Genomic DNA, 24,401 nt, shown 5'->3' with positions numbered 1-24,401 from the left:
GACGTCATCAGTCTTGATCCCCGGCAAGGCGGCCCTTTGTCCTCAACGGCACCACATTTGCGCTGGCTGGCTGTTCCGGCCCGGCGCTCTGCGCGGCGACTGCCATGTCGGCCCGCGGCAGATAGATCGTCACCGTCGTGCCCCTGCCGACTTCGCTGTCGATCGTGACCGCGCCGCCGGACTGCTGCGCGAAGCCATAGACCTGCGCGAGCCCGAGGCCTGTGCCCTTGTCGGGCCCTTTGGTCGTGAAGAACGGTTCGAAGACCTGCGGAAGCAAATCTGGCGCAATGCCGACGCCTGTATCGGCCACCCGTAACGCGACGAATTCACCCTGCAGGCCGGCCGCGTTATCGTCGCTCGATAGCAGCACGTTCTCCGCCGTGACCGTTACGAGGCCACCGTCAGGCATGGCGTCCCGCGCGTTGAAGGCAATGTTGACGAGACCAAGCTCCAGTTCGCCGGGATCGACCTTCACTGGCCAGATTTCGGGTCCGACAGTGGCGACCAATTTCACAGATTTGCGCATGGAGCCCGCTATCATCCCGCGAACGGCCTCTATTCGTTCTGCCAGCGACACGACCTCGGCGCTTGCCCCCTGCTTGCGCGAGAAGGCCAGCAACTGGCGTGTCAGTGTGGCGCCGCGCTGGAGTGCAAGCTCCACGGATTCGGTCGCCCGCTTCATTTCGGGATCGCTGCCTACTTTCTTCCCCAGGCGAACATAGCTTTCGACCACTGTCAGGAGGTTGTTGAAATCATGCACGATGCTGCCGGTCAGTTGGCCAAGCGCGTCCATTTTCTGGGTGTGAACGCGTTGCGCCTGCGCCTGCCGGAGTGCGACTTCCGCATCGCGTCGATCGGTGATGTCGCGCGTAATCTTGGCAAAACCGATCAGTTCTCCTCGCTCGTCGCGGATCGGATCGATCACGACATTCGCCCAGAACAGCGTCCCGTCCTTACGGACGCGATGGCCCTCGGTTTCGAAGCGCCCATCCCGTGTTGCCGTATGGAGTGCGCGGCCAGGCAAACCGGCGGCACGGTCATGCTCCGTGTAAAAACGTGAGAAATGCTGACCGATGATTTCTTCGGCCGTATAGCCCTTGATGCGCTCCGCACCGGCGTTCCAACTCGTCACCAGCCCGTTGGGATCAAGCATGAAAAGCGCATAATCGGTCACGCCGCTCACCAGCAGGCGGAACTGACGTTCGCTTTGACGCAAAGCTTCGTGCGCCGCACGGCGCTCGGTGATGTCGCGCGTGACTTTGGCGAATCCCTCGAGCAGCCCTACGTCATTACGGATCGGAGTGACGACAACCGACGCCCAGAAACGGCTGCCGTCCTTGCGTACGCGCCAGCCCTCGCCTTCATACCGCCCGTTCTGCACGGCTGCTTCGAGGACGCGGAGCGGCGTGCCCTTTGCGCGTTCTTCACGGGTATAGAATTTGGAAAAATGCTGGCCCACGATTTCCTCGGCTGCGTAACCTTTCAGCCGCTCGGCGCCAGCATTCCAATTGGTGATCACGCCGCTTGGATCGAGCATATAGATGGCATAGTCAGTCACGCCGTCGACAAGGATGCGGAAGCGCCGCTCGCTCTGCAGCAGCGACTGATGCGCGGCGACGCGCTCCGTGATGTCTCGCGTGATCTTCGCGTAACCCAAAAGCGCGCCGTTGCGGTCCAGCACCCGTTGAACAAGGCCGCTCGACCAGAACCTGGTTCCGTCCTTGCGTACCCGCCACCCTTCGGCCTCGTATCTTCCCTCCGCCTTTGCCGCGGCAAGCATCCTGCTCGGGAGGTCCTTCGCCTGATCTTCGGCTGTGAAAAATCTGGAAAAATGCTGGCCCAGGATTTCCGAAGCCGCGTAGCCCTTTATCTTCTCGGCGCCGGCATTCCAGCTGGTGACGAAGCCATCTGCATTGAGGGTGTAGATCGCGTAGTCGGCGACGGCGTCGATGAACAGTTCGAGGCGATGGCTGTCGGAAAGATGTTGCGCGTCGGCTGTTGTCAGTGGCATTGTCGAACCTGCGTTCTACGCTCGCATTAAGCAGTTAGTCCGGTGACGCGCCAGCAGCATAGCCCCGCCTATCCGGCACAGCAACAAGCTTGGACCAATGGCGACATATTCATCTGCACTCGCATCCGACCTGACAAGCCCGGGCTATTTGTACAGCTTTGCTCCGGAAAACGAGCCTGGAGACGACGAGGAGAATCCCGTCTCTGATGGACTCGGCTCTGCCGAGCATGAGGAACTCCCGTATAAGGTCGAGTTGTGGAACACCGCCAAGAACGGCGTCGAACAAGTTCTTGCGGTCACGGCAAATGCCAGTATCGGCTACGCCGCTTATTACGCAGCGACGCGTGAGCACCCGGACCGTTACGTCACCTTGCGGCACAAGAACAATTTCGTTTCCAGATGGAACGGCCCGGCGAATTAGGCAGAGGCCCGTCTATGACACGGAGCGCCAACTCTTCCCGTTCGGCCGAAGCGCTGCCCTATCGCATCGAACTCTGGCACGCCGAAAGCCACGAGACCATCGAACGGGTTCTCGCACGCGCCGTTACGGCCCAGCTTGCCCGCGCCATTTTTCAAGCAGCAAGAGACGAGCATCCCCAACGGCGGATCACGCTGCGCAAGGGAAACCGTATCCTCTCCGATACGACGCAATGAGCATCTGCCGTCCGGTTCAAAGCGCTGCCCGCAAGTCCGGTGCGCTTGGCCTACCTGTCGCGGAAGCGACACGTCGCCTCTGCACCAAGAAGCTGCTGCAGGCCCGCCAACCTCCCCCAACGAAATCTTAATGTAAATCAAGCGTAATCCCGACCATTAAAATTGTGCGTATGTGTTGGGGTTGCGCATGCCGGAATATTCTTCCTTTCTCCGGTCGATCCGGATCCGCTACATTTCAGGACTGCTTGTCTTCGGGCTGGCTTCGGCCGCGGTCATGTTCGCGCTCAACCGTGTGAATTCATATCGCCACGAGGTCGATGCCTTCAGCGGCAATTTCGTCATCTTCGCCCGCGACCTGCGCAACGCCACCAATTTCGCCGAGACGACCGGCACCGCCTGGCGCAGCGAGACGCGCGACGCATTGACGACCGCCGCGCGCGGCCATTCCGAACGCCTGATGGCCGAGATCGGCACCCTGAACGCCCAACTTGCCGCGATCAGGCCGCGCCTATCGAAGGGCACCCTCGACGCGCTGGACACCGCCTCGGTCAACGGCGACCTGTTCTGGTCGGCGCGCGATATGGTGCGCAACTTCAACCTGATGGCGGTCGCCCAGAAGGTCGATGAGTGGAGCTACCGTGAGATCCGCAACCAAAACGACCTTTTCGCCCAGCCCATGCTGTTGAAGGTGCGCACCGCGCTCGACGAGGAGCGCCGCCTCGCCGATGCTTCGAGCGACCGGCTGCTCTTGTGGGCGAGCGGCCTTTTGGTCGCCGTGCTCGCCATCGCGGCGGTTGTGATCTTCCGGCCGATGGAGAATGCGATCCGCCGCGCCCTCGCCGAGACCGCCGCGTCGCTGTTCAAGGCGGAGGCCGCCGACCGCGCCAAGTCCGAATTCCTCGCCAATATGAGCCATGAGATCCGCACGCCGATGAACGGCGTGCTCGGCATGGCCGAGTTGCTCGCCAAGACCGAGCTTTCGCCGCGCCAGAAGACCTTCACCGACGTCATCGTCAAATCCGGCAACGCGCTGCTCACCATCATCAACGACATCCTCGATTTCTCGAAGATCAACGCCGGCCAGCTGACGCTCGACCCCGCTCCCTTCCGCCTGGCCGAAGCGGTCGAGGACGTGGCGACGCTGGTGTCGGCGCGCGTTGCCGAAAAGAACCTCGAGCTCATCGTGCGCGTCGATCCGCGCCTGCCGGCCTTCGTCGTCGGCGATGCCGGTCGCTTCCGCCAGATCGTCACCAATCTGCTCGGCAACGCCGTGAAATTCACCGAGAAGGGCCATGTCCTGATCGATGTCGGCGGCGATGTCGTCGACGGCGTGGTCCAGCTCAAGGTCCGCGTCGAGGATACCGGCATCGGCATTCCGGCCGAGAAGCTGCAAAGCGTGTTCGAGAAATTCGCCCAGGTCGACGGCTCCTCGACCCGCCGCCATGAAGGCACCGGGCTGGGTCTCGCCATATCCGCCCGTCTCGTCGACCTGATGGGCGGCAAGATCGGCGTCGAAAGCGAGATCGGCCGCGGCTCCGTGTTCTGGTTCGCCGTGCCGCTGCCGGTGCACGACCAGCAGTCGTGCGACGAGCTCGTACCGATGGATGTCACCGGCGCCCGGGTGCTGGTCATTGACGACAATCCGGTCAACCGCGAGATCCTGCTGGAGCAGCTCAGAAGCTGGAGCTTCGACTGCGCGGCGGCCGAAAGCGGCGCCGTCGGCCTTGCCTTCCTCGATCGCGCCTGCCAGCTCGGCGCCTCGGTCGACTGCATCATCCTCGATTACCAGATGCCCGGCATGAACGGCGCCGATGTCGCGAGGGCGATTGCCGCCGACAGCCGCCTTTCCTCCATTCCGGTCGTGCTGCTCACCTCGGTCGACCAGGTCGATTTCGGCAGAATGGTGATCGATTTCGGCATCGTCGCGCATCTCACCAAGCCGGCCCGCTCGGCGGTGCTGCTGGGCACCGTGATCTCCGCCATCCAGAAGGCGCGCACGCAGGGCGCCAGGGCGCATTTCGTGCGCGAGCCGGCCGCCGCGCAGGCCGCGCCGCCGGCCTTTACCGTCATCCGCGGCCCGGCCGTTCCGATCCCGGCCGCGCCGGAATCGACTGCGGCGCCGAGCGGCCCGATCGATATCCTGATCGCCGAGGACAATGACGTGAACCAGCTGGTCTTCGGCCAGATCCTCAACGGCTTCGGCCTCAGCTACCGCATTGCCGGCAATGGCCGCACCGCTGTCGAGATGTACCGCTCGCTGCGCCCCCGCCTGGTGCTGATGGACGTCTCCATGCCCGAGATGAACGGCTATGAGGCAACCCGCGCCATCCGCGCCATCGAAGCGCGGAATGGCGATCGCACGCCGATCATCGGCGTCACCGCGCATGCGCTCAAGGGCGACCGCGAAAAATGCATCGAGGCCGGCATGGACGACTATCTGCCCAAGCCGGTCTCGCCCGACCGCCTCGGCGCCAAGATCGGCACATGGCTCAGCGAGACGGTGGCGGCGAAGACGGCGTAGTTACCGGTTGCGCAACACCACGCAGGCGCCGCCGACGCTCTGCAGCTTGTTGCAGATATCGTCCGCCTCGGACCGTGAGTCGGCGCCGATCCTGACCGCGTAGATGCCGCGCCGGCCGATCGGCGTGCGCACCCGGCTCACCACCGGATCATGGCTGGCGAGCAGCGCCGGGAATCGGCTTTTGACCCTCAACCATTGGCCGATCGCGGCCGAGCGGCGGAAATTGCCCGCCACCTGCACGCCCCACGGTTTGACGTTGATCGAAGCCATGGCGACGGTCCGCGACATGATCACCGGCAGCCGGCGACAGGCTTCCCCGAAACTCATCTTGGGATCGAGCGGCTGGACGGTGCCGGCATAGGACCTGTCGGAAAACTTGTCGACGGGCTCGCCCATGATGTCGAAGACATAGCTTTCGGTCTCCATCGGCAGGAATCCGCCGGACGCAAGCCAGCGCGAAACGCGGTTCTCTCCGGCATTATAAGCCGCCGCCGCGAGGCCGAGATTGCCGTAGCTGGCCTTCATCTCGGCGAGATATTTCGCCGAAGCGGGGATCGCCTGCTCGATGTCGAAGGAATTGGCCAGACCGCGCATCTTGGCGGTGCCGGGCATGAATTGCGCGATGCCTTCCGCCCCGACCGGACTCACCGCGTTGGGATCGAAGCGGCTTTCCTTCCAGATCAGCCTGGCGAAGAAATCCTTGGGCAGGCCATTCTTGCCGGCCTCGCTCTCAATCAGATCGCAGACCCGGCTGATCAGCCGTTTGGCGGCCGATTTCGACTGCGGCGGATCGGCGAATGCCTGCACCGTCGGAACCAGCGCGAGAAACAGGAGCAGCGTTGCCTTCAGGAAACGCTGCATCGCTCATTCCGCGGCGGCTTTGCCGTGTCCGTAGCGCTGCTCGATATAGTCGGCGACCATCTTTTCGAAATCCTGCGCGATGGAAGGGCCGCGCAGCGTCGCCGCCTTCTTGCCGTCGACGAACACCGGCGCCGTCGGCGTCTCGCCGGTGCCGGGCAGCGATATGCCGATGTCGGCATGCTTGGATTCGCCCGGACCGTTGACGATGCAGCCCATCACCGCGACCTTGAGGTTCTCTACACCCGGATATTTCTCGCGCCACACCGGCATGTTCTTGCGAATATCGGACTGGATGCTCTGGGCGAGCTCCTGGAAGACGGTGGACGTCGTGCGCCCGCAGCCGGGGCAGGCCGCGACGATCGGCACGAACTGCCGGAAGCCCATCGTCTGCAGCAATTCCTGCGACACCTGCACCTCGCGGGTGCGGTCGCCATTCGGCTCCGGCGTCAGCGAGATGCGGATCGTGTCGCCGATGCCCTGCTGCAGCAGGATGCCCATCGCCGCCGAAGAGGCGACGATGCCCTTCGTACCCATGCCGGCCTCGGTGAGGCCCAGATGCAGCGCGTGGTCGGAGCGCGTGGCGAGTTGGGTATAGACCGCGATCAAGTCCTGCACGCCGCTGACCTTGGCCGACAGGATGATCTTGTCGCGGCCAAGCCCGATCTCTTCCGCCATCTCGGCCGACAGGATCGCCGACTGCACGATCGCCTCGCGCGTCACGTCCTGCGCGGTGAGCGGCGAGCCCTTCGCCTGGTTGTCGTCCATCAGCCGGGTCAAAAGTTCCTGGTCGAGCGAGCCCCAGTTGACGCCGATGCGAACCGGCTTGCCATATCTGATCGCCATTTCGACGATCGCCGCGAACTGGCGGTCCTTCTTTTCCTTGAAACCGACATTGCCGGGATTGATGCGGTATTTGGCCAGCACCTCGGCGCAGGCCGGATGGTCGGCGAGCAGCTTGTGCCCGATATAGTGGAAGTCGCCGACCAGCGGCACGTCGATGCCGAGCCGCAGCAGCCGCTCATGGATGCGCGGAACCGCCGCGGCGCTCTCGTCGCGGTCGACCGCAATGCGCACGATTTCCGAGCCGGCGCGGTGCAGCGCCGCGACCTGGGCGACCGTCTGGTCGACATCGGCCGTGTCGGTGTTGGTCATCGACTGCACGACGACCGGGGCGCCGCCGCCGACGATCACGCCGCCGACCGAAACGCCGACCGAGTTGCGCCGCGGGAAGGGAGAGGAAAAATATCCGGTCATGCCGGCCGCCTTCATCTGAAAGTTCCGGGCATGAGGTGGCGGAGCAAAGATGGCTTGTCAATGGCAAGCGGCGGGCAAGGCCGTCAAATCCGCTGCTCCCGATCGGCCGCTATGCGGCTCGAAGGAGAGCATCGGGATGCGCGCCCAAACGGTGAAGGGATTCAGTGTAAGTCACCAAGCCGGTGGCATTTCTTGCCACCGGGAGGCTGCACCGCGGCGGGAGCGGTTATGATGCCTGGAGGAGTTTCAGTGTGCGGTCGGTTTCGCCTTCAGCTTTTCAATCTCGTCCTTGATTGCCAACTTGCGCCGCTTGAGAGTGGCGATCTCGAGGTCGTCTACCGAGGGATGGTTCATCGCGTCGATAAGTTCACGCTCGATATCGCCATGCTTTCGCTGCAGCTCATCAAGATGGGATGCAAGAGACATGATTGGTTCTCCCTTTCATGGTTTCCTCGATTGCAGCCGTCGCGGGCGCCTCCACCGCAGGTTGCGACTGTGACGGCACCATGACAGTTTGCCACCAACCGATCTCGATGTCGAATGCCGCGTGGTAGCATTCCACGACAAAGTGAAATGTGATAAGGGCTGCGCGCCGGTCGCAAACAGATAGACCCGACCGCCCCGCCCAGACAGCCCGATTGGGCGATGCATACGCAGATGGTAGATAATGTCCGAACAGGAACAGGCTGAAATACGCCTCGAATATTCCCGGCTCAAACAGGAACACGCCGATTTCGACGCCGCCATCAACGCGATGATCGCCACAGGCTGCGACCCGCTTCAAATCCAGCGCATGAAGAAAAAGAAGCTGATTCTGAAAGACCGGCTGTCGGCGCTAGAAGACCGCATCATCCCCGATATCATCGCTTAGGCGGAGAGCGACGGGCAAGGTCGCGGACCCCGCCGGCCGAAAGGACTGCAGGCAGCGACAATCCTTGCGGCTATCGGCGAATTCCGCTAAGGCGCGCCTTTGCCGCCGGGGAGCGAAACCTTGACCGATCAGCGTGCCGACGTCGCCATCATCATGGGCAGCCAGTCCGACTGGGCGACGATGCGCCAGGCCGCGGAGACGCTGGAGGCGCTGGGCATTCCGCACAAGCGGCTGATCGTCTCGGCGCACCGCACCCCCGACCGCCTCTATGAATTCGCCAAGGGCGCCAAGGCGGCCGGCTACAAGGTGATCATCGCCGGCGCTGGCGGCGCTGCGCACCTGCCTGGCATGACGGCAGCGATGACGCCGCTGCCCGTCTTCGGCGTTCCCGTCGAATCCAAGGCGCTGTCGGGCCAGGACTCGCTGCTTTCCATCGTGCAGATGCCGGCCGGCATCCCGGTCGGCACGCTGGCGATCGGCAAGGCAGGTGCCGCCAATGCAGCCCTTCTCGCCGCCGCGGTGCTGGCGCTCAGTGACGACAAGCTCGCGGCCCGGCTCGACGCCTGGCGCGCGGCGCAGACCGCCAAGGTTGCCGCCGAGCCGACGGACGCGCCGTGAGCCTAGCGCCGGGATCGACCATCGGCATCATTGGCGGCGGCCAGCTTGGCCGCATGCTGGCTATGGCCGCCGCCCGCCTCGGTTACGGCACCATCGTGCTGGAGCCGCAGGCCGACTGCCCGGCCGCGCAGGTCGCGAACCGGCAGATCGTCGCCGCCTATGACGATCCGGCGGCGCTTGCCGATCTGGCCGCCGCCTGCGCCGTCGTCACCTACGAATTCGAGAATGTCCCGGTGGCCGCTGCCGAAATGTTGGCGGCAACGGTCCCGGTCTACCCGCCGGCCCGCGCGCTCGACGCGGCGCAGGATCGCCTCACCGAGAAAAGCTTTCTCAACGGTATCGGCATTCCGACAGCCGAATTCTGCCCGGTCGACAACGACGAACAGCTGACAGAGGCCCTGAAGAAGTTCGATGGCAGCGGCGTGCTGAAAACGCGCCGCATGGGCTATGACGGCAAGGGCCAGCGCGTCTTCCGCAACATGGAAACGGGCGGCTTTGCCGGCGTTTGCGAGGCGATGGGCAATGTGCCGCTGATCCTGGAATCGCTGGTCGCCTTCGAGCGCGAGATTTCGGTGATCGCCGCGCGTGGGCTGGACGGCGCGGTCGCGGCTTACGATCCGGCCGAAAACGTTCACCGCGAAGGCATATTGCGGACCTCGACCCTGCCGGCCGGCATCGGACTGCAAACCGCTTCGGCGGCCAAGGAGGCGGCGGCCAAAATCCTCACCGCGCTCGATTATGTCGGCGTCATTGGCGTCGAGTTCTTCGTTCTCGCCGACGGCTCGCTGCTCGTCAACGAGCTGGCGCCGCGCGTGCACAATTCTGGCCACTGGACGGAGGCCGCCTGCGTCGTCTCGCAATTCGAGCAGCATATCCGCGCCGTCGCCGGCCTGCCGCTTGGCTCGCCCCTCCGCCATTTCGACTGCGTGATGGAAAACCTGATTGGCGACGACATGCTGAAGGTGCCGGCGCTGCTCAAGGAACTCGAATTGGTGCTGCATCTCTACGGCAAGGCCGAGTCACGACCCGGCCGCAAGATGGGCCATTTCACGCGCCTCGTCAGACCGAAATAAGGCCTATTGCATATCCTGGTCGTCGCCCGCATCCGAGCCGGCGCAGCTCCGATCGCTGAGCTTGCAGTTGGCGTCGGAGGTAAGCTGCTTGATGCGCTCGTTGGTGAGCTTCGTCAGGCATTCCGACATCTCCGTCGGGTGGATGGAGCCACCTTCGCTGCCGGCGGTCGAATAGGCGCATTCGGCATCGCGAAACGAGATCCAGGCGCGTTGCGCCGTCTGCAGCAGCTTGTTCGACGCCTGATCGTTGCTGTCGACGATGTTCTTATAGGCGGCGTTAGCTTGGCATCGGCCGCCTGATAGTCGGCATCGGCGCAGATGTTCAGCATCGACTGGCTGTCGTCGTTGCGGTCACAATCCTCGGCAAAGGCTGCCGGGCCGGTTGCCAGAAGAACAAGAAAGGCGGACAAAACGAGACTGCGCATGGAATCTCCAGTCGCTTGGGCATGGGCCACCATCCCAGCCGCCCATGGGTCGCGCAATGCCGCGATGGCGAATATTTGATGGATCGCGCCAATTGCCTTATTCGGCACCGTCACGTGGTTGACACGGACAACACTCCTCGTTTATGAGCCACGCAAGTTCAAAGGCGCGCTTGTTTTCGGGCGCGCCTTTAAAATTCGGCCCGGGACGGGCCCTGACCGAACAGGCAAGACCATGAAGATCAAGAATTCGCTCAAGGCGCTCAAGGCGCGTCACCGCGACAACCGGCTGGTTCGCCGCAAGGGACGCATCTATATCATCAACAAGACGGCTCCGCGCTACAAGGCGCGCCAGGGCTGAGCTTTGCTGCGCGGCTTGATGCATGTCGCCCAAAAGTGCCAAGCGGTTTTGGGACAACGACATGCACCAAGAGACCACGCCGCGCCCGCTTATGTCGAACGCCGGTTTGCCAGCACTCTCACGCTAAAATCACTTTGACGATCCGCCGTCCGGGACTAGATTCCGGCGATGCGGATTCTTTTTGCATTTTTCGGCGCCCTTTTGTTTTCCGGCTTGCCTGCAGGAGCCGAAGAGGTGCCGGGCGCGCTGCCTCCGGATACCGCGCCGCCGGCCGTCACGCCGCCGCCGACTGCCCCGACCAAGCAGGGCCGCCTCGACCAGCTCTTCACCGAGCTGAAGCGCGAGCGCAACGAGAAGGCGGCCGAGCGCATCGCCGGCCGCATCTGGAACGAATGGAACCAGTCGGGCAGCGCCTCGATCGATCTGATGATGCAGTGGGCGCAGAAGGCGACCGAAGACCAGAAATTCGACGTCGCCCTCGACTTCCTCGACCAGGTCGTAACCTTGCAGCCCGACTATGCCGAAGGCTGGAACCGCCGCGCTACCGTGCATTTCCTGATGAAGAACTACGGGAAGTCGATGGCCGACATCGACCGCACCTTGCAGCTCGAACCGCGCCATTTCGGGGCGCTGTCAGGCCTCGCCCAGATCATGACCGAGACCGGCCACAAGCAATCGGCACTGGAAGCGTGGCAGAAGGTGCTGGCGATCTACCCGATGATGCGCAGCGCCCAGAACCAGGTCTCGACGCTTTCGGAAGAACTGGCCGGCGAGGGGATTTGAACTTTTTAACGGAGTAAGGGAATAGGGGGAATAAGGGAGTATGTTTGGATGCCATAAACGGCGCCAGAATAGTTTATCCCTACTCCCCTACTCCCCTACTCCCCTATCCCGCATGAACTTCACCTGCGCCGTCCTCCTCTTCCTCGTTGCGCTCCTCTTTGCCCTGGCCGGCATCACCCGCGCCGGCGTCTGGTTGATCGAGCGCCGCAGCCCGCCCATCGGCGCGTTCGCCAAGATCAGGGGCGCGCGCATCCACTATGTCCATGTCCGGGCGCCGGCCCGCGCCGACCTGCCGCCGGTCGTGTTCATCCACGGCGCCAGCGCCAATCTGAAGGACCAGATGCTGCCGCTGAGGCCCTTGCTCGAAGGCCGCGCGGAGGTGCTGTTCCTCGACCGTCCTGGTTTCGGCTGGTCGGAGCGCGGCGATAATGAGACGCTTGCCGCGCAGGCCGACACAATCGCCGCGCTGATGGACCACATCGGAATCAAAAAGGCCGTCATCGTCGCGCATTCCTTCGGCGGCGCGATCACCACGGCTTTCGCCCGCCAGCATCCCGACAAAACAGCCGGTCTCGTCTTCGTGTCAGCCGCCACGCATCCCTGGCCGGGCGGTGCGACCGCCTGGTACTACAAGCTGACCGCCACGCCGGGAATCGGCTGGCTGTTTTCCGAAACGCTAGCCTGTCCGGCGGGCATGCTGCGGATCGGCGATGCCACGGCTTGCGTCTTCTCGCCCAACAAAGTGCCGGAAGGCTATATCGACGACGCCTCGATCCCGCTGGTGCTCAGGCCATCTGCCTTCCGGGCGAATGCCCGCGACGTCGCCCAGCTCTACGACTATGTCCGCGCCGCCACACCTGCTTACCGCGAAATCCAGGCGCCGGCCGTCGTCATCTCCGGCGATCGCGACAAGGTGGTCTATGCCAGGGTCCACTCCGTCGGTCTGGAGCGCGACGTTCCCGGCGCCGAATTGATCTGGGTCCCAAATCTCGGCCACAAGCCGGACTGGATCGCGCCCGACCTTGTCGTGGGCGCAATCCAGAAAGTCGCGGGAAAAGATGTCGATCTGCAAGCGATGGCCAGGATCGTGGAGGGCCGGATCGCCAGCGACGCCTACCACGATGGCAAATGCCCCGACATCAAAGTGCCCGACGCCGAATTGGCGCCGGGTTGAAATTTCGGGAATTAGCTCCTGAATGCCACGGCGAGACGGTTAGCTATGTCGAGATTCAGATCAGGCCTAGTCGAAAGTAGTGGCTTCCGAGAATCGGAGCGGAGCGTACCTAAAGTACGTAAGCACCGGAAGCCGGCATTTGCAGGCCGGCCTCACCCGAATATTAACACGCCCTAATGGGTCTCCGACCCAACATACGCAATCCGCAGCATATTGGTCGAGCCTGGCGTCCTGAGCGGCACGCCAGCGGTGATGATCACCCGGTCGCCCGGCTTGCCGAAACCTTCCTCCAGCGCGATGCGGCAGGCCCGGTCGACCATGTCGTCGAGATCGGTCGCGTCCTCCGAGACGACGCAATGCGTGCCCCACAGCAGCGACAGGCGGCGCGCCGTGTTGAGGATCGGCGACAGCGCCACGATCGGCACCTGCGGGCGCTCGCGCGCGGCGCGCAGGCCGGTCGTGCCGGATGCCGTGTAAGAGATGATCGCCGACAGCTTCAGCGTCTCGGCGATCTCGCGCGCAGCAAGCGAAATGGCGTCGGCGCCGGTTGCCTCGGGCTCCGAGCGCTGCGCATTGATGATGCCGGCATAGGTCGGGTCGGCTTCGACCTTGGCGGCAATGCGGTTCATCATGCCGACCGCCTCGACCGGATAGGCGCCGGCCGCGGATTCGGCCGACAGCATGATCGCGTCCGCGCCTTCGAACACCGCGATCGACACATCGGAGACCTCGGCGCGGGTCGGCACGGGCGCGGTGATCATCGATTCCAGCATCTGCGTGGCGATCACCACCGGCTTGCCAGCGCGGCGCGCCGCGCGCGTGATCTGCTTCTGGATGCCGGGCACGGCTTCGATCGGCATCTCGACGCCGAGATCGCCGCGGGCGACCATCAGCGCGTCGGACAGCTCGATGATTTCGGGCAGCCGGGCAACCGCCTGCGGCTTCTCGATCTTGGCCATGATCAGCGCGCGGCCGCGCGCGATCTTGCGCGCCTCGGCCAGATCCTCCGGCCGCTGCACGAAGGACAGCGCCACCCAGTCGACACCGGCGGCGAGCACCGCGTCGAGGTCGGCCCGGTCCTTTTCGGTCAGCGCGCCGACCGGCAGGTCGGTGTCGGGCAGGCTGACGCCCTTCTTGTCGGAAATGCCCGAGCCGGCGACGACCGTGCAGGTGATCGACTTGCCGTCGGCCTTCACCGCCTTCAATTCCAGCTTGCCGTCGTCGATCAAAAGCCTGTGACCGGCCTCGACCGAGCTCAGGATTTCGGGGTGCGGTAGGTAGACACGGCTGGAATTGCCGGGCTCGGGATTGTCGTCGAGCGTGAACGTCTGCCCCGGTGCCAGCGCTTCCTTGACGTTGGCGAACTTGCCGACCCTGAGCTTCGGCCCCTGCAAATCCGCGAGGATGCCGATCGGCCGGCCGACGGCGGCCTCGACCGCACGGATGCGGCCGACCAGCGTGCGCATCAGCTCATGATCGGTATGGCTCATATTGATGCGGAAGACATCGGCGCCCGCTTCGAAGAGCTTCTTGAGCATTTCCTCGGAGGAGGAAGCCGGACCGATGGTAGCGAGGATCTTGACCTTGCGGTTACGTCTCATTGACTGTTTGTTCCCGGAGCGGGGGCCGATGCGGGCGCGCCTCCCGTTGCGGGCTCGTCGGTCAGCTGGACCATCCAGCTGGCCTGCTCGCCCGTGTCATATTCTTGGAATCCGGCGCGCTGGAAGCCCCGGGCGACGCAATCATTCACGCCGGCGATCTTGAACTCTTTTTCGGCGACGCACATGTTGATCGGGCCGTCCCAGCGCCCGCCGCGTTCGGCGTCTTCTGCATAAAGATAGTAAAACCTTGATGACAGCGGACCCTCTATCAGCGTCTTGCAGGTCGATCCTTCGATGTGCCACCAGCCCTCGGTGATCCAGCCGGCCTTGGCGCGATAGCCGATGCCGACGCCCACCAGATTTTGCGTCGCGTTGCAAACGCGGAAGTCGGCCCGGGCCGACGAGGTCGCGGCTATCGCGAAAAATCCCGCGCCGACGATCAGCAACGGCACAGCCAGGCGCTTGCGCAGCCGGCCGGCAAAACCCATCGCAGATCCTCTTGCGAACCACATTTGCATCTCTCGAAGCCCTTTTCAGCAAACTCCGGTCGCATGTCAACGCGCCGTTTTGTTCAATCCAATCGATTTAGAAGGGCCCGTCGCGCAAATTCTCCCCGCACCGCAGATTTTTCGCCGAAACCTTGGCCAAACAACGGCATTGCGCCAGCGTCCTCTTCGTGGAATGACGATACCACATCGCAGCCGCCATCCCCTTTTCAGCCGATGACCCGATCCACAGTTTTCACGCCGTTCGACATTGTCGAGGGCGACCGCAAGAAAGGTGTCGTGCTTCTGGCCGATCACGCCCGCCGCGACCTGCCGGAGGAGTACGGCAGTCTCGGTTTGCCGGCGTCCGAATTCGACCGTCACATCGCCTATGACATCGGCGTCGAGGCGGTGACGCGCGAACTGGCGGCAGCGCTCGACGCGCCGGCCGTGCTGGCCGGTTTCTCGCGGCTGCTGATCGATCCCAACCGGGGCGAGGACGACCCTACCATGATCCGTCAGCTCTATGACGGAACCGTGGTGCCGGGAAATTATCCAATTGGCGCGGAAGAGCGCGAGCGGCGGCTCGAGCGTTTCTACCGGCCCTATCACGACGCCGTCGGCGCGATGATCGCCTCTGTCGCTCATGCTTCAGGCAAGGCGCCGTTCATTTTCTCCGTGCATTCCTTCACGCCGGTGATGCAGGGTTTCGTCCGCCCCTGGCATGTCGGCGTGCTGTGGGATCGCGACGACCGCGTAGCGCGACCGCTGATCGACATGTTGGCTGAGGACAAGTCCCTCGTCGTCGGCGACAACGAACCCTATGACGGCGCGCTGCGCGGCGACACCATGTTCCGCCATGCCATCGTCAACGGCTACGCGCATGCGCTGATCGAGATCCGGCAGGACCTGATTGCCGACCGCGCCGGGGCGCTTGCCTGGGCCGAACGGCTGGCGCCCATCGTTGACGCCATCGACCGTCGTGCCGATATACACCAGGTTAAACTGTTCGGCTCGCGCACCGGGCCGGTGTGAGAAGGCCGAAAGGCCCGGAGTTTCCCATGACCGAACTCAGCGACGATCAGAAACGCGACTTCGAGGCAGCCGCCTTCCGTCGGCTGGTGGCGCATCTGCGCGAACGCGGCGATGTCCAGAACATCGATCTGATGAACCTCGCCGGCTTCTGCCGCAACTGCCTGTCCAACTGGTATCGCGAAGCCGCCGAGGCCGAGGGTGTCGCGCTGTCGAAGGACGAGTCGCGCGAGCTCATTTACGGCATGCCCTATGCGGAATGGCAGGCGCTCAACCAGACCGAGGCTTCCGCAACCAAGAAGGCCGAATTCGAGGCAAAGCGGCCGAAGGATCATTGATAGGACGAGCGCCTGCGCGACTTCGTCATTCCAGGGCGGAGCAAGGAGCGAAGCGACGCGCGCAGACCCTGGATGACGAAGTGAGGGGCGCTTTTGCCAAACCTACAAAGCTGCAGCCTACCACGAACGATGCTGACCCTCGGTCGCGCACCTGGTCCAAGCACTTCCCCTGCGCGGTTCTTGACTGCAAATTGAATCGATCTAATTTGCCGCGCGAATCCCTTTGCATGGCGGATTTCAGACCATGAGCATGCAAACCACGATTGAGGCCGCGACGCGCGGCCGCTGGGCCGTCGCCGGTATTTTCCTCGCCAATGGTTTCTTGACCGGCAGCTGGGCGCCGCAGATCCCGGTATTCCTCACCCGGCTCGACATCACCCGGTTTACGCTCGGCCTGCTGATCCTGCTGTTCGGCGTCGGTGCCGTGATTGCCATGACCTGGTGCGGCCATCTCATCTCCAGGCATGGCTCGCGCACCGTGACGCGTTGGTTCGGCGTCTGCGGCAGCTTCGGCCTGCTGATCGTGGCGCTCGCGCCCAACGTGCCGCTGGCGGGCATCGCCATGCTCATCTTCGGCGGCTCGATCGGCGGCATGGATGTCGCGATGAACTCCAACGCCGTGGTTGTGGAAAGAAGGCTTTCGCGGGCGATCATGTCGTCCTCGCACGGCTTCTGGAGCCTAGGCGGCTTCGCCGGCGGCGCGCTCGGCGGCTACTCGATCCAGACCTACGGCTATCTTCCCCATGCCGTCGCGGTGACGGTGATCGCCTTTGCCGTGATCGCCTTTGCCATTCGCTACCTTATCGCCGAGGACAAGCCGCAGGCGGTCGAGCACCAGAAATTCACGCTGCCGCGTCACACGGCCGTCTATCTGGTCGGGCTGATGGCGCTGCTCACCATGATCTCGGAGGGCGCGGTGCTCGACTGGGCGGCGCTCTTCCTGCACCAGGAGTTGGGCGCCGATCTCGCGATCGCCGGCCTCGCCTATGCCGCCTTCTCCGGTGTCATGGCGCTGATGCGTTTCCTGGGCGACGGCGTACGCAACCGCTTCGGCGCCGTGGCGACACTGCGCGGCTCGGCGCTGGTCGCCGCGGCCGGCATGTTGGTCGCCGGCCTTTCGCCCTCGCCTTACCTTGCCATCGCCGCCTTCGCTTTCTGCGGCTTCGGTATCGCCAACATGGTGCCGATCCTCTTTTCGGCCGGCGGCAACCAGGAAGGCATGTCGTCCGGTACCGGGATGAGCGTCGTCACCACCATGGGCTACTCCGGCATTTTGGTGGCGCCATCGGCGATCGGCTTTGTCGCCGAGCGTTCGAGCTTCGGGCCGATCTTCGTCGCGCTGTCCGCATTGCTGGTCATCGTGCTCCTGATGGCCGGGCTTGCTCACCGGGCCGAATTCGCGCCCGAACCTGTACCGGCCGAATAGCGCTTCAGCTCCTCATGCAGGAAATCCGCCACGCGGCGGATGCGCATGCTGGTGCGTACGTCGCGATGCATGGCGAGCCAGACGGGGAGGACCGGCAGGGGCACATCGGGCAACAGCTTTTCCAGGTCCGGAGCGCGGTCGGCCAGCGGCTCCTGGCCGATGCCGATGCCGTTTCCCGCCCGCACCGCCTCCCACAGCACGATCTGGTTGTCGGTCCTGAAGCGGAAATGGCTGCGGCCGACCGGAACGCCGAACGCGGTGAAGCCGCGAATGATCTCGTCGCTGCGGTCGAAGCCGACCAGGGCGTGCTGGGTAAGGTCGGCGGGTGTTTCCGGGCGGCCGCGCCGGTCGAGATAGGCGCTTGCCGCGCATAGGCAGAGCGGAATGTCGGTGACCTTGCGCGCCAGCAGCTCGTTCTGCGCCGGCCTGACCATGCGGATGGCGATGTCGGCATCGCGGCGCAACAGATTCTCGACCTGATTGGAGGCGACGATCTCGACCTCGATGCCCGGCTCTTCCTCGCCGAGCCGTGCCATCATCGGCGGCAGCACGAAGGCGGCAACCACCTCGCTAGCCGCGATGCGCACCGTGCCTTCGATCGCCTCGACCGAACCCAGCGCCAGCAGCGAGAACGCATTGGCCTGCTCGCTGACCGCCCGCCCGCGCTCGTAGAGCGTGCTGCCGGCTTCCGTCAGCTCATAGCCGCGCCGCCCGCGTCGGAACAGTGTGATGCCGAGAGCGGCCTCCAACTCGGAGATATGGCGGCCGAGCGTCGGCTGGCTGGCCGCGAGCCTGCGCGCGGCGCCCGACAGACTGCCGGTCTCGGCGACCGCGACAAAACTCTTGATCAGGTTCCAGTCGAATTCCTTCATTCATTCTTGAATAACAAATCGCCGATTTCAGTCAATTTCAATTCGTCGATGAAGGCACCAGATTGGCTTGGCAAACGCAAACAACGGAGAAAACACATGACCAAGATCGCAATCCTCGGCGCCAATGGGCGGCTCGGCCGCTTGGTCGGCAAGGCCTTCATCGACGCCGGTTTCGACGTGCGCGCCGTCACCCGCACCGGCAAGGTTCCTGCGGAACTGAAGGGCGCCACAGCAGTCGCCGGCGACGCGCTCGACCGCGCATCCCTGATCCGCGCAACGCAAGGCGTCGACATCGTCTTCAACGGCCTGAACCCGATCTACACCGACTGGGGCAAGTGCATGCCGATGGCCGAGAACGTCATCGCCGCCTGCCGCGAAAATGGCGCGCTGCACCTCTTCCCGGGCACGGTCTACAATTACGGCTCGCCGATGCCGCGGGTGATCACCGAAGCGACACCCTTCCATCCGACGACCGAAAAGGGTCGCATCCGCTGCGCCATGGAAGACCTCTTCCGCGGCGAGGCCGAAGCCGGCCGCGTGCGCACCATTGTGCTCAGGGCGGGCGACTTCTTCGGCGGCACCGGTTCGGGCTCCTGGTTCGACCTCGTCGTCGCCGCCAAGATGGAGAAAGGCGTCTACACCGCGCCCGGCCCGGCCGATCTGACGCACGAATGGGCCTACTTGCCGGACTTCGCCATCGCCTTCGTGGGCCTGGCGAAGAACCTCGACAAAACGGGCTTCTTCGAAGCCATCAACTTCCCCGGTCACGCCATCACCGACCTCGACATGAAGGCGGCGGCCGAGAAGGCGCTCGGCCGCAAGCTGAAGCTGTCCTTCATGCCCTGGTGGGTGCTGCGCGCCGGCAGCCCGTTCGTGGCCATGTGGAAGGAGATCGTTTCGATGTCCTATCTGCGCTTCGAGGCCCACCGGCTGGTCTCGACGCGGCTGGAACAAGTCATCGGCGAAATCCCGCTTACCCCGCTCGACCAGGCGGTGGAGGAAGCCTTGCAGGATATCGGTCTCGCCGTCGCAGTCTCGCGTCAGGCCGCCTGATCAGATCCGACCCATCAACAGCAGGATCAGCAGCACGATAAGGATGACGCCGACAATGCCGGACGGTCCATAACCCCAGGAGCGGGAATGCGGCCATGCCGGCACGGCGCCGATCAGGATCAGGATCAGGATTATTACGAGAATTGTGCCGATCGTCATGAAAAACCCTCGCCGTCTGGTTGAACTTCGAGGGAACAATGCAAAAAGCCGCCTAGGAGTTCCCGGGCGGCTTTTTGCCTTGGTACCGCGAAACCGCTCTATTCCGCGGCTTTCGGAAAGGCGACCTCCGGCTCGACGCCGGCATCGCTGGCCGCCTCGCCCGTCGAGACCTCGCCCTTGCCGCGCCGGAACAGGCGGCTGAGCCAGCCGCGCCGCTGGCCGGGCTTCACCTTGGCGCGGGTGAAGACCATCAGCATCGACGGCGTCACCACCAGCGTCAGCAGCGTCGCGAAGGACAGGCCGAAGACGATCGCCGAGGACAGCGAAATCCACCATTGCGTCGACGGCGCGTTGATCGTCGTCTCGTGATGGAAGATTTCGAGACCAAGGCCGAAGGCGATCGGCAGCACGCCGAGGATCGCCGACACCGCCGTCAGCACCACCGGACGGGCGCGTTCACGGCAGGTCTGCAGCACCGCTTCCATCTTGTCCCAGCCTTCCTCGCGCAGCCGGTCATAGGTGTCGATCAAAACGATGTTGTTGTTCACCACCACGCCGGCCAGCGCGATCACGCCGATGCCCGACATGACGATGCCGAAGGCCTCGCCTGTCAGAAGCAATCCTAAGAATACGCCGATCGTCGCCATGACCACGCAGGACAAGACGAGCCACACGCTGGTGAACTTGTTGAACTGCGCCAGCAGCACCAGGAAGATCAGGAAGATCGCCGCGCCAAAGGCCTTGCCGAGGAAGGCGCTGGCTTCCGCGCTGTCCTCGTTGGAGCCGGCGAGCTTCCAGCGGATGCCGCTGCCGAGATCCATGTCGGCGACGGCCTTGGTGACCTGTTCCTGCACCGCCGCCACCTGCGCGCCGGCGCTGACATTGGCCTGCACGACAACGGTGCGCGCGCCATCGATGCGGTTGAGCACGCCGACAGTCGGCTCAGGCTTCCTGACGACGAAGTTCGAGATCGGCACCGACCCTTGCGGGGTCTGCACGCGCAGCTCGTCGAGCGTCGACAGGGTGCGGCGGTCCTCCGGCAGGCGAAGCCGGATGTCGACCGCGTCGTCGGCCCCGGCTGGCCGGTACTCCGACAGCTTGAGGCCGTTGGTCACCAACTGCACCACCGTACCGACAGAGGTCGGGCTGATGCCGTATTGCGCCGCCTTGGCGCGGTCGACCTCGATCGCCCAGTCGACGCCGGGCGGCGGCAGGCCGTCCGAAATGTCGATGACGTTGGGGATCTTGGCGATGCGTGCCGCCACCGCGCGCGCCTTGTCGTCGAGCCCCGCCGGATCCGCGGCCGAGAGCCGGATCTGGATCGGCTTGCCGGTCGGCGGGCCGGCTTCGGGCACGCGCACCTCGACATCGACTCCGGGAATGCCGGCCATCACGCCGCGTAGATCGTCGAGGATCTGGTTGGCGGATTTGCGCTGGCGCCAGTCGACGAACTCATACTGGATGACGCCGACCACGTCCTCGGGAATGTCCTGGCCGCCGCCCTGCGTCTTGCCGACGCGGGTGTAGACCGACTTCACGCCCGGCCAGCCGAGCAGCCGGCTTTCCGCCGTTTTCGTCGCCGCATCCATTTCCGCCAGCGAGAGATTGCCGCGCGCATGCACATAGAGCAGGCCGTAATCCGGCTCCACGCTGGGGAAGAACTCCACGCCGGCGCCATATTTCGAATAGGCGAAGCCGACGCCGACCAGGAGCCCGACGGTGAGCAGGATGACGGTGACCGGGAAGCGTACCGCCTGCTTGACGACCGCCATGTACCAGCCGTCGCGATTGCCCCCCTCTTGATGCTCCGGCGCCTTGGCGAAGATCGCGCCCAAAGTCGGCGCGAAGACCAGCGCGTAGAGCATCGAGGCCGACAGCGTCACGATCAGCGTGATCGGCATGTACTTCATGAAGTCGCCGATGATGCCGGGCCAGAATAAGAGCGGCGAAAAGGCGGCGATGCGCGTCATCGTCGCCGCGATCACCGGTCCGGCCATGCGCTTGGCGGCGAGCGCGAAGGCATCCGCCTTGGGCACGCCCTCGCTCATGCGCCGTTCGGCGAACTCGGTGACGATGATGGCGTCGTCCACCAGCATGCCGACAGCCAGGATGAGGCTGAACAGCACGATCATGTTGATCGTGTAGCCCATCATGGCGAGCAGCAGGATGCCCATCAGGAAGGACGACGGGATGGCAAGGCCGATGAGCAGCGAGGCACGCCCCGACAGCGCGTAGAGGATGACGATGAACACCAGGATGACGGCGATCATCACATGGTTCTGCAGATCGCCCAGCAGCTGGTTGACGAAGACCGACTTGTCCTGCGTGTAGGTGACGTGCATGCCTTCCGGCATCGTCTTGATGAAATTGTCCGACACTTCCCGGACATGGGTCAGCGTGTCGATCAGATTGGCGCCGATGCGCTTCTTCACTTCGATGGCGATGGCGGGCCTGCCGTCGAGGCGGGTGACCGTCTCGGCGTCCTTGAAGGTCGAGCGTATGGTCGCGATGTCCTTGGCCTGCACCACGGCGTTCGGCGTGGCGACCACCGGCAGGTTGGCGACATCCTCGGGCGTCTCGATCAGCGACGGCACCTTGACCGCGTATTTGCCTTCCGAGCCTTCGAGATTGCCGGCCGCGACCAGGCTGTTGGAGGAAGCGACGCCCTGGATCACCTGGTCGAGCTGCAGTCCGTAGGACGAAAGCTTCACCGGATCGATGACCACTTCGACGAGATCGTCGCGCGCGCCCTGCAGCGAGCCTTCGAGCACGCCGGGCACTTCCTCGATGCGGTCGCGCAACTCGCGCGCAGCCGATGTCAGCACGCGCTCAGGCACGTCGCCGGAAAGTGTCACGACCAGAACCGGGAATTCCGAGACGTTGACCTCGTTGACCGTCGGCTCCTCGGCCGCCTGCGGCAGGTCGGCCTTGGCGTCCTGCACCTTGCTGCGCGTATCCTGCAGCGCCGTCGCGAGATCGGTCTGCGGCTGGAATTCGACCAGTACATAGCCGCCGCCCTGGAAGGCGGCCGAACGCATCTCCTTGAGCCCCTTGAGGCTCTTGAGCTTGCTTTCCATCGGCCTCAGCAGCAGCCGCTCGGAATCCTCCGGCGAGATGCCCTGATAGATCAGGCTGACATACATCATCGGAATCGGAACGTCGGGCTCCGCTTCCTTCGGCGTCGACTGATAGGCGACCCAGCCCGCGACGAGCAGGAACAGCAGCGCCGAAATCGTGAGGCGGGCGTTGTTGATGGCGAGTCTGACGATATCCATGACTTCGGCCTGTTATGCTTCAAAGGCTGCGGACCGCCATCGCCGGATTGGTCCGGCAATGACGCGTCGTGCTTTACTGCGTGCCGGCGGTGGCTTCGCTGATCAGCTTGTTGATGGTCGCCTGGTCGGCCTCGACGGGCTTCACCAGGTCGCCTTCCTTCACCAGTTCCTGGCCGGCGACGATGATGCGCGCATCCTCCGGAATGCCGCCCAGCACCAGGCCGTGCGGCGTGTCGTCGACGAGGTCGATCGGGAAGAATGCCACCTTGTCGTCCTTGCCGACGGCGCGGATGCCGAGGTCGCCCTTGTCGCCCAGCGTCACCACCGAGCGCGGCAGCATGACCGCATTGGTCGGCTCGGCGCTGAGCGTGATCTCGGCCGTCATGCCGGCAGGGATGGAGCCGTCGGCATTGGGGATCGCCACTTCGACGCGAAAGGTGCGGGTCTGCGCCGAGGCGTCGCGGCTGATGTAGCGGACCGTGCCGGTGACCTTCTGGTCGTTGACCAGGCGCACATTGGCCTCGTCGCCGATCTTGACGTAACGCAGGTCGCGCTCGCTGATCTCGCCGCGTGCGATGACCGGGTCGAGCTTCAGGATCGTCGCCACCTCGCCGCCCTGCATCACCGAGCTGCCGAGCTCGACCGGGATGCGATCGATGACGCCGTCGAATGGCGCCTTGACCTCGTTGCGATCGAGTTCGGCCTGCGCAGTGTCGAGCTGCGATTGCGCCAGCGTCAGGTTCGAGCGGGCGGTGTCGAGCTGCAGCTTCGGCAGATTGCCGGTCTTGGCCAGGCGCTCGGCGGCGTCGAGCTCGGCCTTGCGCTGGACAAGAAGCTGCTTGGCGTTGTCGACGTTGGAAATCTTCTCTTCGGCCGCGAGCATCAGCACGAGATCGCCCGTCTTGACGCGGTCGCCCTGCTTGACCGGCAGCTTCTCGATAACGCCGGCGACGCGCGTCGCCAGCACGGCGCGCTTGTCGGCCTCTGTGAGACCCGAAATCCGGATCGCCCGCGCGAAGGTCTTGCGCGGCGGCGTGACCACCGCGACGGTACGCAATGCCGCCTTCGGCTCGGCTTCTGCCTTGCTCGGCTTGACCGCCTCCGGCTTGCCGGCGTCGGCTTGTCTGTCGGTAGTAGCCGACTTGCCGGTGGTGACCGACTTGTCGGCGGCGCTGCCGACGGAGGAAAACTCGCCAGTTCCCATCCAGGCAGCGAACCCGATGAGCACGGCAATGGCTGCAAGCTTGTGAAACCTGATTTTCGGCATCATCATTTTTCCGTAGCAGGACCTGGCGAGGTCGGCGCTTCCGACTTGGGCGCGCGGCCGATATGGGTGTGCGCGGGGCCTAGTTCAATTTGCCGTGATCGGCGGACGCGCGCTTCTACCTGAAAGTTGCGGCGCAATATAGTCGGAAAAGTTGCGGGAACATTGCGGCGTGGAACGCTGTGCCTGGACAAACGCAGGCTTTTCCGCCAGTCGGCTGGCGCTTTTTGCCGCCGCGACGGTAGGTTTCCCCAAGGTTACTGGCAGCAGCCGTCAGCATGATGCGAAAAATC

General features: G+C 64.1%; 24 protein-coding genes. 13 read left to right on the top strand and 11 right to left on the bottom strand.

Going from position 1 to position 24,401, the window contains the following annotated elements:
• Window positions 1-7: 7 nt before the first annotated feature.
• Complete coding sequence (locus FJW06_RS14665) at window positions 8-2,011, bottom strand: PAS domain-containing sensor histidine kinase (protein WP_140752809.1); 2,004 nt, start codon at window positions 2,009-2,011, stop codon at window positions 8-10.
• Between the two features lie 97 nt (window positions 2,012-2,108).
• On the opposite strand from FJW06_RS14665, the gene FJW06_RS14660 reads away from it, so the two are divergent.
• From FJW06_RS14660 to FJW06_RS14650, 3 genes are all read left to right on the top strand, one after another.
• Window positions 2,109-2,432, top strand: a complete 324-nt coding sequence (locus FJW06_RS14660) for a hypothetical protein (protein ID WP_140752807.1) — start codon at window positions 2,109-2,111, stop codon at window positions 2,430-2,432.
• 14 nt (window positions 2,433-2,446) lie between these two features.
• The gene (locus FJW06_RS14655) at window positions 2,447-2,665 is read left to right on the top strand and encodes a hypothetical protein (protein WP_140752805.1); all 219 of its coding nucleotides are present in this window, start codon (window positions 2,447-2,449) and stop codon (window positions 2,663-2,665) included.
• 187 nt (window positions 2,666-2,852) lie between these two features.
• Window positions 2,853-5,186, top strand: a complete 2,334-nt coding sequence (locus FJW06_RS14650) for a response regulator (protein WP_140752803.1) — start codon at window positions 2,853-2,855, stop codon at window positions 5,184-5,186.
• Here FJW06_RS14650 and FJW06_RS14645 read toward each other — a convergent pair whose 3' ends face one another.
• The 3 genes from FJW06_RS14645 to FJW06_RS14635 form a co-directional block, all read right to left on the bottom strand.
• Entirely contained in the window at window positions 5,187-6,047 is an 861-nt protein-coding gene (locus tag FJW06_RS14645; RefSeq protein WP_140752801.1) for a lytic transglycosylase domain-containing protein, read from the bottom strand.
• A 3-nt stretch (window positions 6,048-6,050) separates the two neighbouring features.
• On the bottom strand, window positions 6,051-7,301 hold the full coding sequence (gene ispG, locus FJW06_RS14640; protein WP_140752799.1) for a flavodoxin-dependent (E)-4-hydroxy-3-methylbut-2-enyl-diphosphate synthase: 1,251 nt from the start codon (window positions 7,299-7,301) through the stop codon (window positions 6,051-6,053).
• 246 nt (window positions 7,302-7,547) lie between these two features.
• Window positions 7,548-7,727, bottom strand: coding sequence for a YdcH family protein (locus FJW06_RS14635; protein ID WP_040998838.1), 180 nt, complete (start codon window positions 7,725-7,727; stop codon window positions 7,548-7,550).
• Window positions 7,728-7,968: 241 nt separating this feature from the next.
• On the opposite strand from FJW06_RS14635, the gene FJW06_RS14630 reads away from it, so the two are divergent.
• The 3 genes from FJW06_RS14630 to FJW06_RS14620 all read left to right on the top strand — a co-directional run bounded on the left by FJW06_RS14630 (window position 7,969) and on the right by FJW06_RS14620 (window position 9,863).
• Window positions 7,969-8,172 (top strand): YdcH family protein, encoded by a 204-nt coding sequence (locus FJW06_RS14630; RefSeq protein WP_126080812.1) that lies wholly within the window; start codon window positions 7,969-7,971, stop codon window positions 8,170-8,172.
• A 120-nt stretch (window positions 8,173-8,292) separates the two neighbouring features.
• On the top strand, window positions 8,293-8,790 hold the full coding sequence (gene purE, locus FJW06_RS14625; protein ID WP_140752797.1) for a 5-(carboxyamino)imidazole ribonucleotide mutase: 498 nt from the start codon (window positions 8,293-8,295) through the stop codon (window positions 8,788-8,790).
• The gene (locus FJW06_RS14620) at window positions 8,787-9,863 is read left to right on the top strand and encodes a 5-(carboxyamino)imidazole ribonucleotide synthase (RefSeq protein ID WP_140752795.1); all 1,077 of its coding nucleotides are present in this window, start codon (window positions 8,787-8,789) and stop codon (window positions 9,861-9,863) included. The genes purE and FJW06_RS14620 overlap by 4 nt, the downstream gene beginning before the upstream one ends.
• 3 nt (window positions 9,864-9,866) lie before the next feature.
• On the opposite strand, the gene FJW06_RS30510 is transcribed toward FJW06_RS14620, so the two are convergent.
• Complete coding sequence (locus tag FJW06_RS30510) at window positions 9,867-10,088, bottom strand: lysozyme inhibitor LprI family protein (protein WP_246674613.1); 222 nt, start codon at window positions 10,086-10,088, stop codon at window positions 9,867-9,869.
• Between the two features lie 432 nt (window positions 10,089-10,520).
• On the opposite strand from FJW06_RS30510, the gene ykgO reads away from it, so the two are divergent.
• From ykgO to FJW06_RS14600, 3 genes are all read left to right on the top strand, one after another.
• Window positions 10,521-10,646, top strand: coding sequence for a type B 50S ribosomal protein L36 (gene ykgO, locus FJW06_RS14610; RefSeq protein WP_040974291.1), 126 nt, complete (start codon window positions 10,521-10,523; stop codon window positions 10,644-10,646).
• A 168-nt stretch (window positions 10,647-10,814) separates the two neighbouring features.
• On the top strand, window positions 10,815-11,429 hold the full coding sequence (locus tag FJW06_RS14605) for a hypothetical protein (RefSeq protein ID WP_140752793.1): 615 nt from the start codon (window positions 10,815-10,817) through the stop codon (window positions 11,427-11,429).
• 112 nt (window positions 11,430-11,541) lie between these two features.
• Complete coding sequence (locus tag FJW06_RS14600; protein ID WP_140752791.1) at window positions 11,542-12,603, top strand: alpha/beta hydrolase; 1,062 nt, start codon at window positions 11,542-11,544, stop codon at window positions 12,601-12,603.
• A gap of 173 nt (window positions 12,604-12,776) precedes the next feature.
• Here the strand turns inward: FJW06_RS14600 and pyk are convergent, their stop codons facing one another.
• Window positions 12,777-14,204: a pyruvate kinase gene (gene pyk / locus FJW06_RS14595; RefSeq protein ID WP_140752789.1), complete on the bottom strand. Its 1,428-nt coding sequence runs from the start codon at window positions 14,202-14,204 to the stop codon at window positions 12,777-12,779.
• A complete protein-coding gene (locus tag FJW06_RS14590; protein ID WP_140752787.1) occupies window positions 14,201-14,692 on the bottom strand; it encodes a DUF1036 domain-containing protein in 492 nt (163 codons plus the stop codon). The genes pyk and FJW06_RS14590 overlap by 4 nt, the downstream gene beginning before the upstream one ends.
• 234 nt (window positions 14,693-14,926) lie before the next feature.
• On the opposite strand from FJW06_RS14590, the gene FJW06_RS14585 reads away from it, so the two are divergent.
• The 3 genes from FJW06_RS14585 (at window position 14,927) to FJW06_RS14575 (ending at window position 17,485) form a co-directional block, all read left to right on the top strand.
• Entirely contained in the window at window positions 14,927-15,724 is a 798-nt protein-coding gene (locus FJW06_RS14585; RefSeq protein ID WP_140752785.1) for an N-formylglutamate amidohydrolase, read from the top strand.
• A 26-nt stretch (window positions 15,725-15,750) separates the two neighbouring features.
• Window positions 15,751-16,059: a DUF1244 domain-containing protein gene (locus FJW06_RS14580; RefSeq protein ID WP_140752783.1), complete on the top strand. Its 309-nt coding sequence runs from the start codon at window positions 15,751-15,753 to the stop codon at window positions 16,057-16,059.
• A gap of 244 nt (window positions 16,060-16,303) precedes the next feature.
• Window positions 16,304-17,485 (top strand): MFS transporter, encoded by a 1,182-nt coding sequence (locus FJW06_RS14575; RefSeq protein WP_140752781.1) that lies wholly within the window; start codon window positions 16,304-16,306, stop codon window positions 17,483-17,485.
• Here FJW06_RS14575 and FJW06_RS14570 read toward each other — a convergent pair.
• Entirely contained in the window at window positions 17,443-18,357 is a 915-nt protein-coding gene (locus FJW06_RS14570; RefSeq protein ID WP_140752779.1) for a LysR family transcriptional regulator, read from the bottom strand. The genes FJW06_RS14575 and FJW06_RS14570 overlap by 43 nt on opposite strands.
• Window positions 18,358-18,453: 96 nt before the next feature.
• Between FJW06_RS14570 and FJW06_RS14565 the strand changes: the two genes are divergently transcribed.
• Window positions 18,454-19,410 carry an SDR family oxidoreductase gene (locus FJW06_RS14565; RefSeq protein WP_140752777.1) on the top strand — a complete coding sequence of 319 codons (957 nt, stop codon included), beginning with the start codon at window positions 18,454-18,456 and terminating at the stop codon, window positions 19,408-19,410.
• Here the strand turns inward: FJW06_RS14565 and FJW06_RS14560 are convergent, their stop codons facing one another.
• The 3 genes from FJW06_RS14560 to FJW06_RS14550 form a co-directional block, all read right to left on the bottom strand.
• On the bottom strand, window positions 19,411-19,569 hold the full coding sequence (locus tag FJW06_RS14560) for a DUF3309 family protein (RefSeq protein WP_041000854.1): 159 nt from the start codon (window positions 19,567-19,569) through the stop codon (window positions 19,411-19,413).
• 98 nt (window positions 19,570-19,667) lie between these two features.
• The gene (locus tag FJW06_RS14555) at window positions 19,668-22,844 is read right to left on the bottom strand and encodes an efflux RND transporter permease subunit (protein ID WP_140752775.1); all 3,177 of its coding nucleotides are present in this window, start codon (window positions 22,842-22,844) and stop codon (window positions 19,668-19,670) included.
• A 73-nt stretch (window positions 22,845-22,917) separates the two neighbouring features.
• On the bottom strand, window positions 22,918-24,111 hold the full coding sequence (locus tag FJW06_RS14550; RefSeq protein ID WP_140752858.1) for an efflux RND transporter periplasmic adaptor subunit: 1,194 nt from the start codon (window positions 24,109-24,111) through the stop codon (window positions 22,918-22,920).
• Window positions 24,112-24,401: the final 290 nt, after the last annotated feature.

Source organism: Mesorhizobium sp. B4-1-3, assembly GCF_006439355.1.
In the GTDB taxonomy this organism is placed as follows: domain Bacteria; phylum Pseudomonadota; class Alphaproteobacteria; order Rhizobiales; family Rhizobiaceae; genus Mesorhizobium.
Note: the sequence above shows the minus strand (reverse complement) of the source record. Positions and strands in the feature narration are given on the sequence as shown.

What these genes read in the sequence shown, in the direction of transcription:
- FJW06_RS14665 (WP_140752809.1), bottom strand. Translation starts at nt 2,011, where the DNA reads ATGCCACTGACAACAGCCGACGCGCAACATCTTTCCGACAGCCATCGC.
- FJW06_RS14660 (WP_140752807.1), top strand. Translation starts at nt 2,109, where the DNA reads ATGGCGACATATTCATCTGCACTCGCATCCGACCTGACAAGCCCGGGC.
- FJW06_RS14655 (WP_140752805.1), top strand. Translation starts at nt 2,447, where the DNA reads ATGACACGGAGCGCCAACTCTTCCCGTTCGGCCGAAGCGCTGCCCTAT.
- FJW06_RS14650 (WP_140752803.1), top strand. Translation starts at nt 2,853, where the DNA reads ATGCCGGAATATTCTTCCTTTCTCCGGTCGATCCGGATCCGCTACATT.
- FJW06_RS14645 (WP_140752801.1), bottom strand. Translation starts at nt 6,047, where the DNA reads ATGCAGCGTTTCCTGAAGGCAACGCTGCTCCTGTTTCTCGCGCTGGTT.
- ispG (WP_140752799.1), bottom strand. Translation starts at nt 7,301, where the DNA reads ATGACCGGATATTTTTCCTCTCCCTTCCCGCGGCGCAACTCGGTCGGC.
- FJW06_RS14635 (WP_040998838.1), bottom strand. Translation starts at nt 7,727, where the DNA reads ATGTCTCTTGCATCCCATCTTGATGAGCTGCAGCGAAAGCATGGCGAT.
- FJW06_RS14630 (WP_126080812.1), top strand. Translation starts at nt 7,969, where the DNA reads ATGTCCGAACAGGAACAGGCTGAAATACGCCTCGAATATTCCCGGCTC.
- ykgO (WP_040974291.1), top strand. Translation starts at nt 10,521, where the DNA reads ATGAAGATCAAGAATTCGCTCAAGGCGCTCAAGGCGCGTCACCGCGAC.
- FJW06_RS14605 (WP_140752793.1), top strand. Translation starts at nt 10,815, where the DNA reads ATGCGGATTCTTTTTGCATTTTTCGGCGCCCTTTTGTTTTCCGGCTTG.
- FJW06_RS14600 (WP_140752791.1), top strand. Translation starts at nt 11,542, where the DNA reads ATGAACTTCACCTGCGCCGTCCTCCTCTTCCTCGTTGCGCTCCTCTTT.
- pyk (WP_140752789.1), bottom strand. Translation starts at nt 14,204, where the DNA reads ATGAGACGTAACCGCAAGGTCAAGATCCTCGCTACCATCGGTCCGGCT.
- FJW06_RS14590 (WP_140752787.1), bottom strand. Translation starts at nt 14,692, where the DNA reads ATGGGTTTTGCCGGCCGGCTGCGCAAGCGCCTGGCTGTGCCGTTGCTG.
- FJW06_RS14585 (WP_140752785.1), top strand. Translation starts at nt 14,927, where the DNA reads ATGACCCGATCCACAGTTTTCACGCCGTTCGACATTGTCGAGGGCGAC.
- FJW06_RS14580 (WP_140752783.1), top strand. Translation starts at nt 15,751, where the DNA reads ATGACCGAACTCAGCGACGATCAGAAACGCGACTTCGAGGCAGCCGCC.
- FJW06_RS14575 (WP_140752781.1), top strand. Translation starts at nt 16,304, where the DNA reads ATGAGCATGCAAACCACGATTGAGGCCGCGACGCGCGGCCGCTGGGCC.
- FJW06_RS14570 (WP_140752779.1), bottom strand. Translation starts at nt 18,357, where the DNA reads ATGAAGGAATTCGACTGGAACCTGATCAAGAGTTTTGTCGCGGTCGCC.
- FJW06_RS14565 (WP_140752777.1), top strand. Translation starts at nt 18,454, where the DNA reads ATGACCAAGATCGCAATCCTCGGCGCCAATGGGCGGCTCGGCCGCTTG.
- FJW06_RS14560 (WP_041000854.1), bottom strand. Translation starts at nt 19,569, where the DNA reads ATGACGATCGGCACAATTCTCGTAATAATCCTGATCCTGATCCTGATC.
- FJW06_RS14555 (WP_140752775.1), bottom strand. Translation starts at nt 22,844, where the DNA reads ATGGATATCGTCAGACTCGCCATCAACAACGCCCGCCTCACGATTTCG.
- FJW06_RS14550 (WP_140752858.1), bottom strand. Translation starts at nt 24,111, where the DNA reads ATGCCGAAAATCAGGTTTCACAAGCTTGCAGCCATTGCCGTGCTCATC.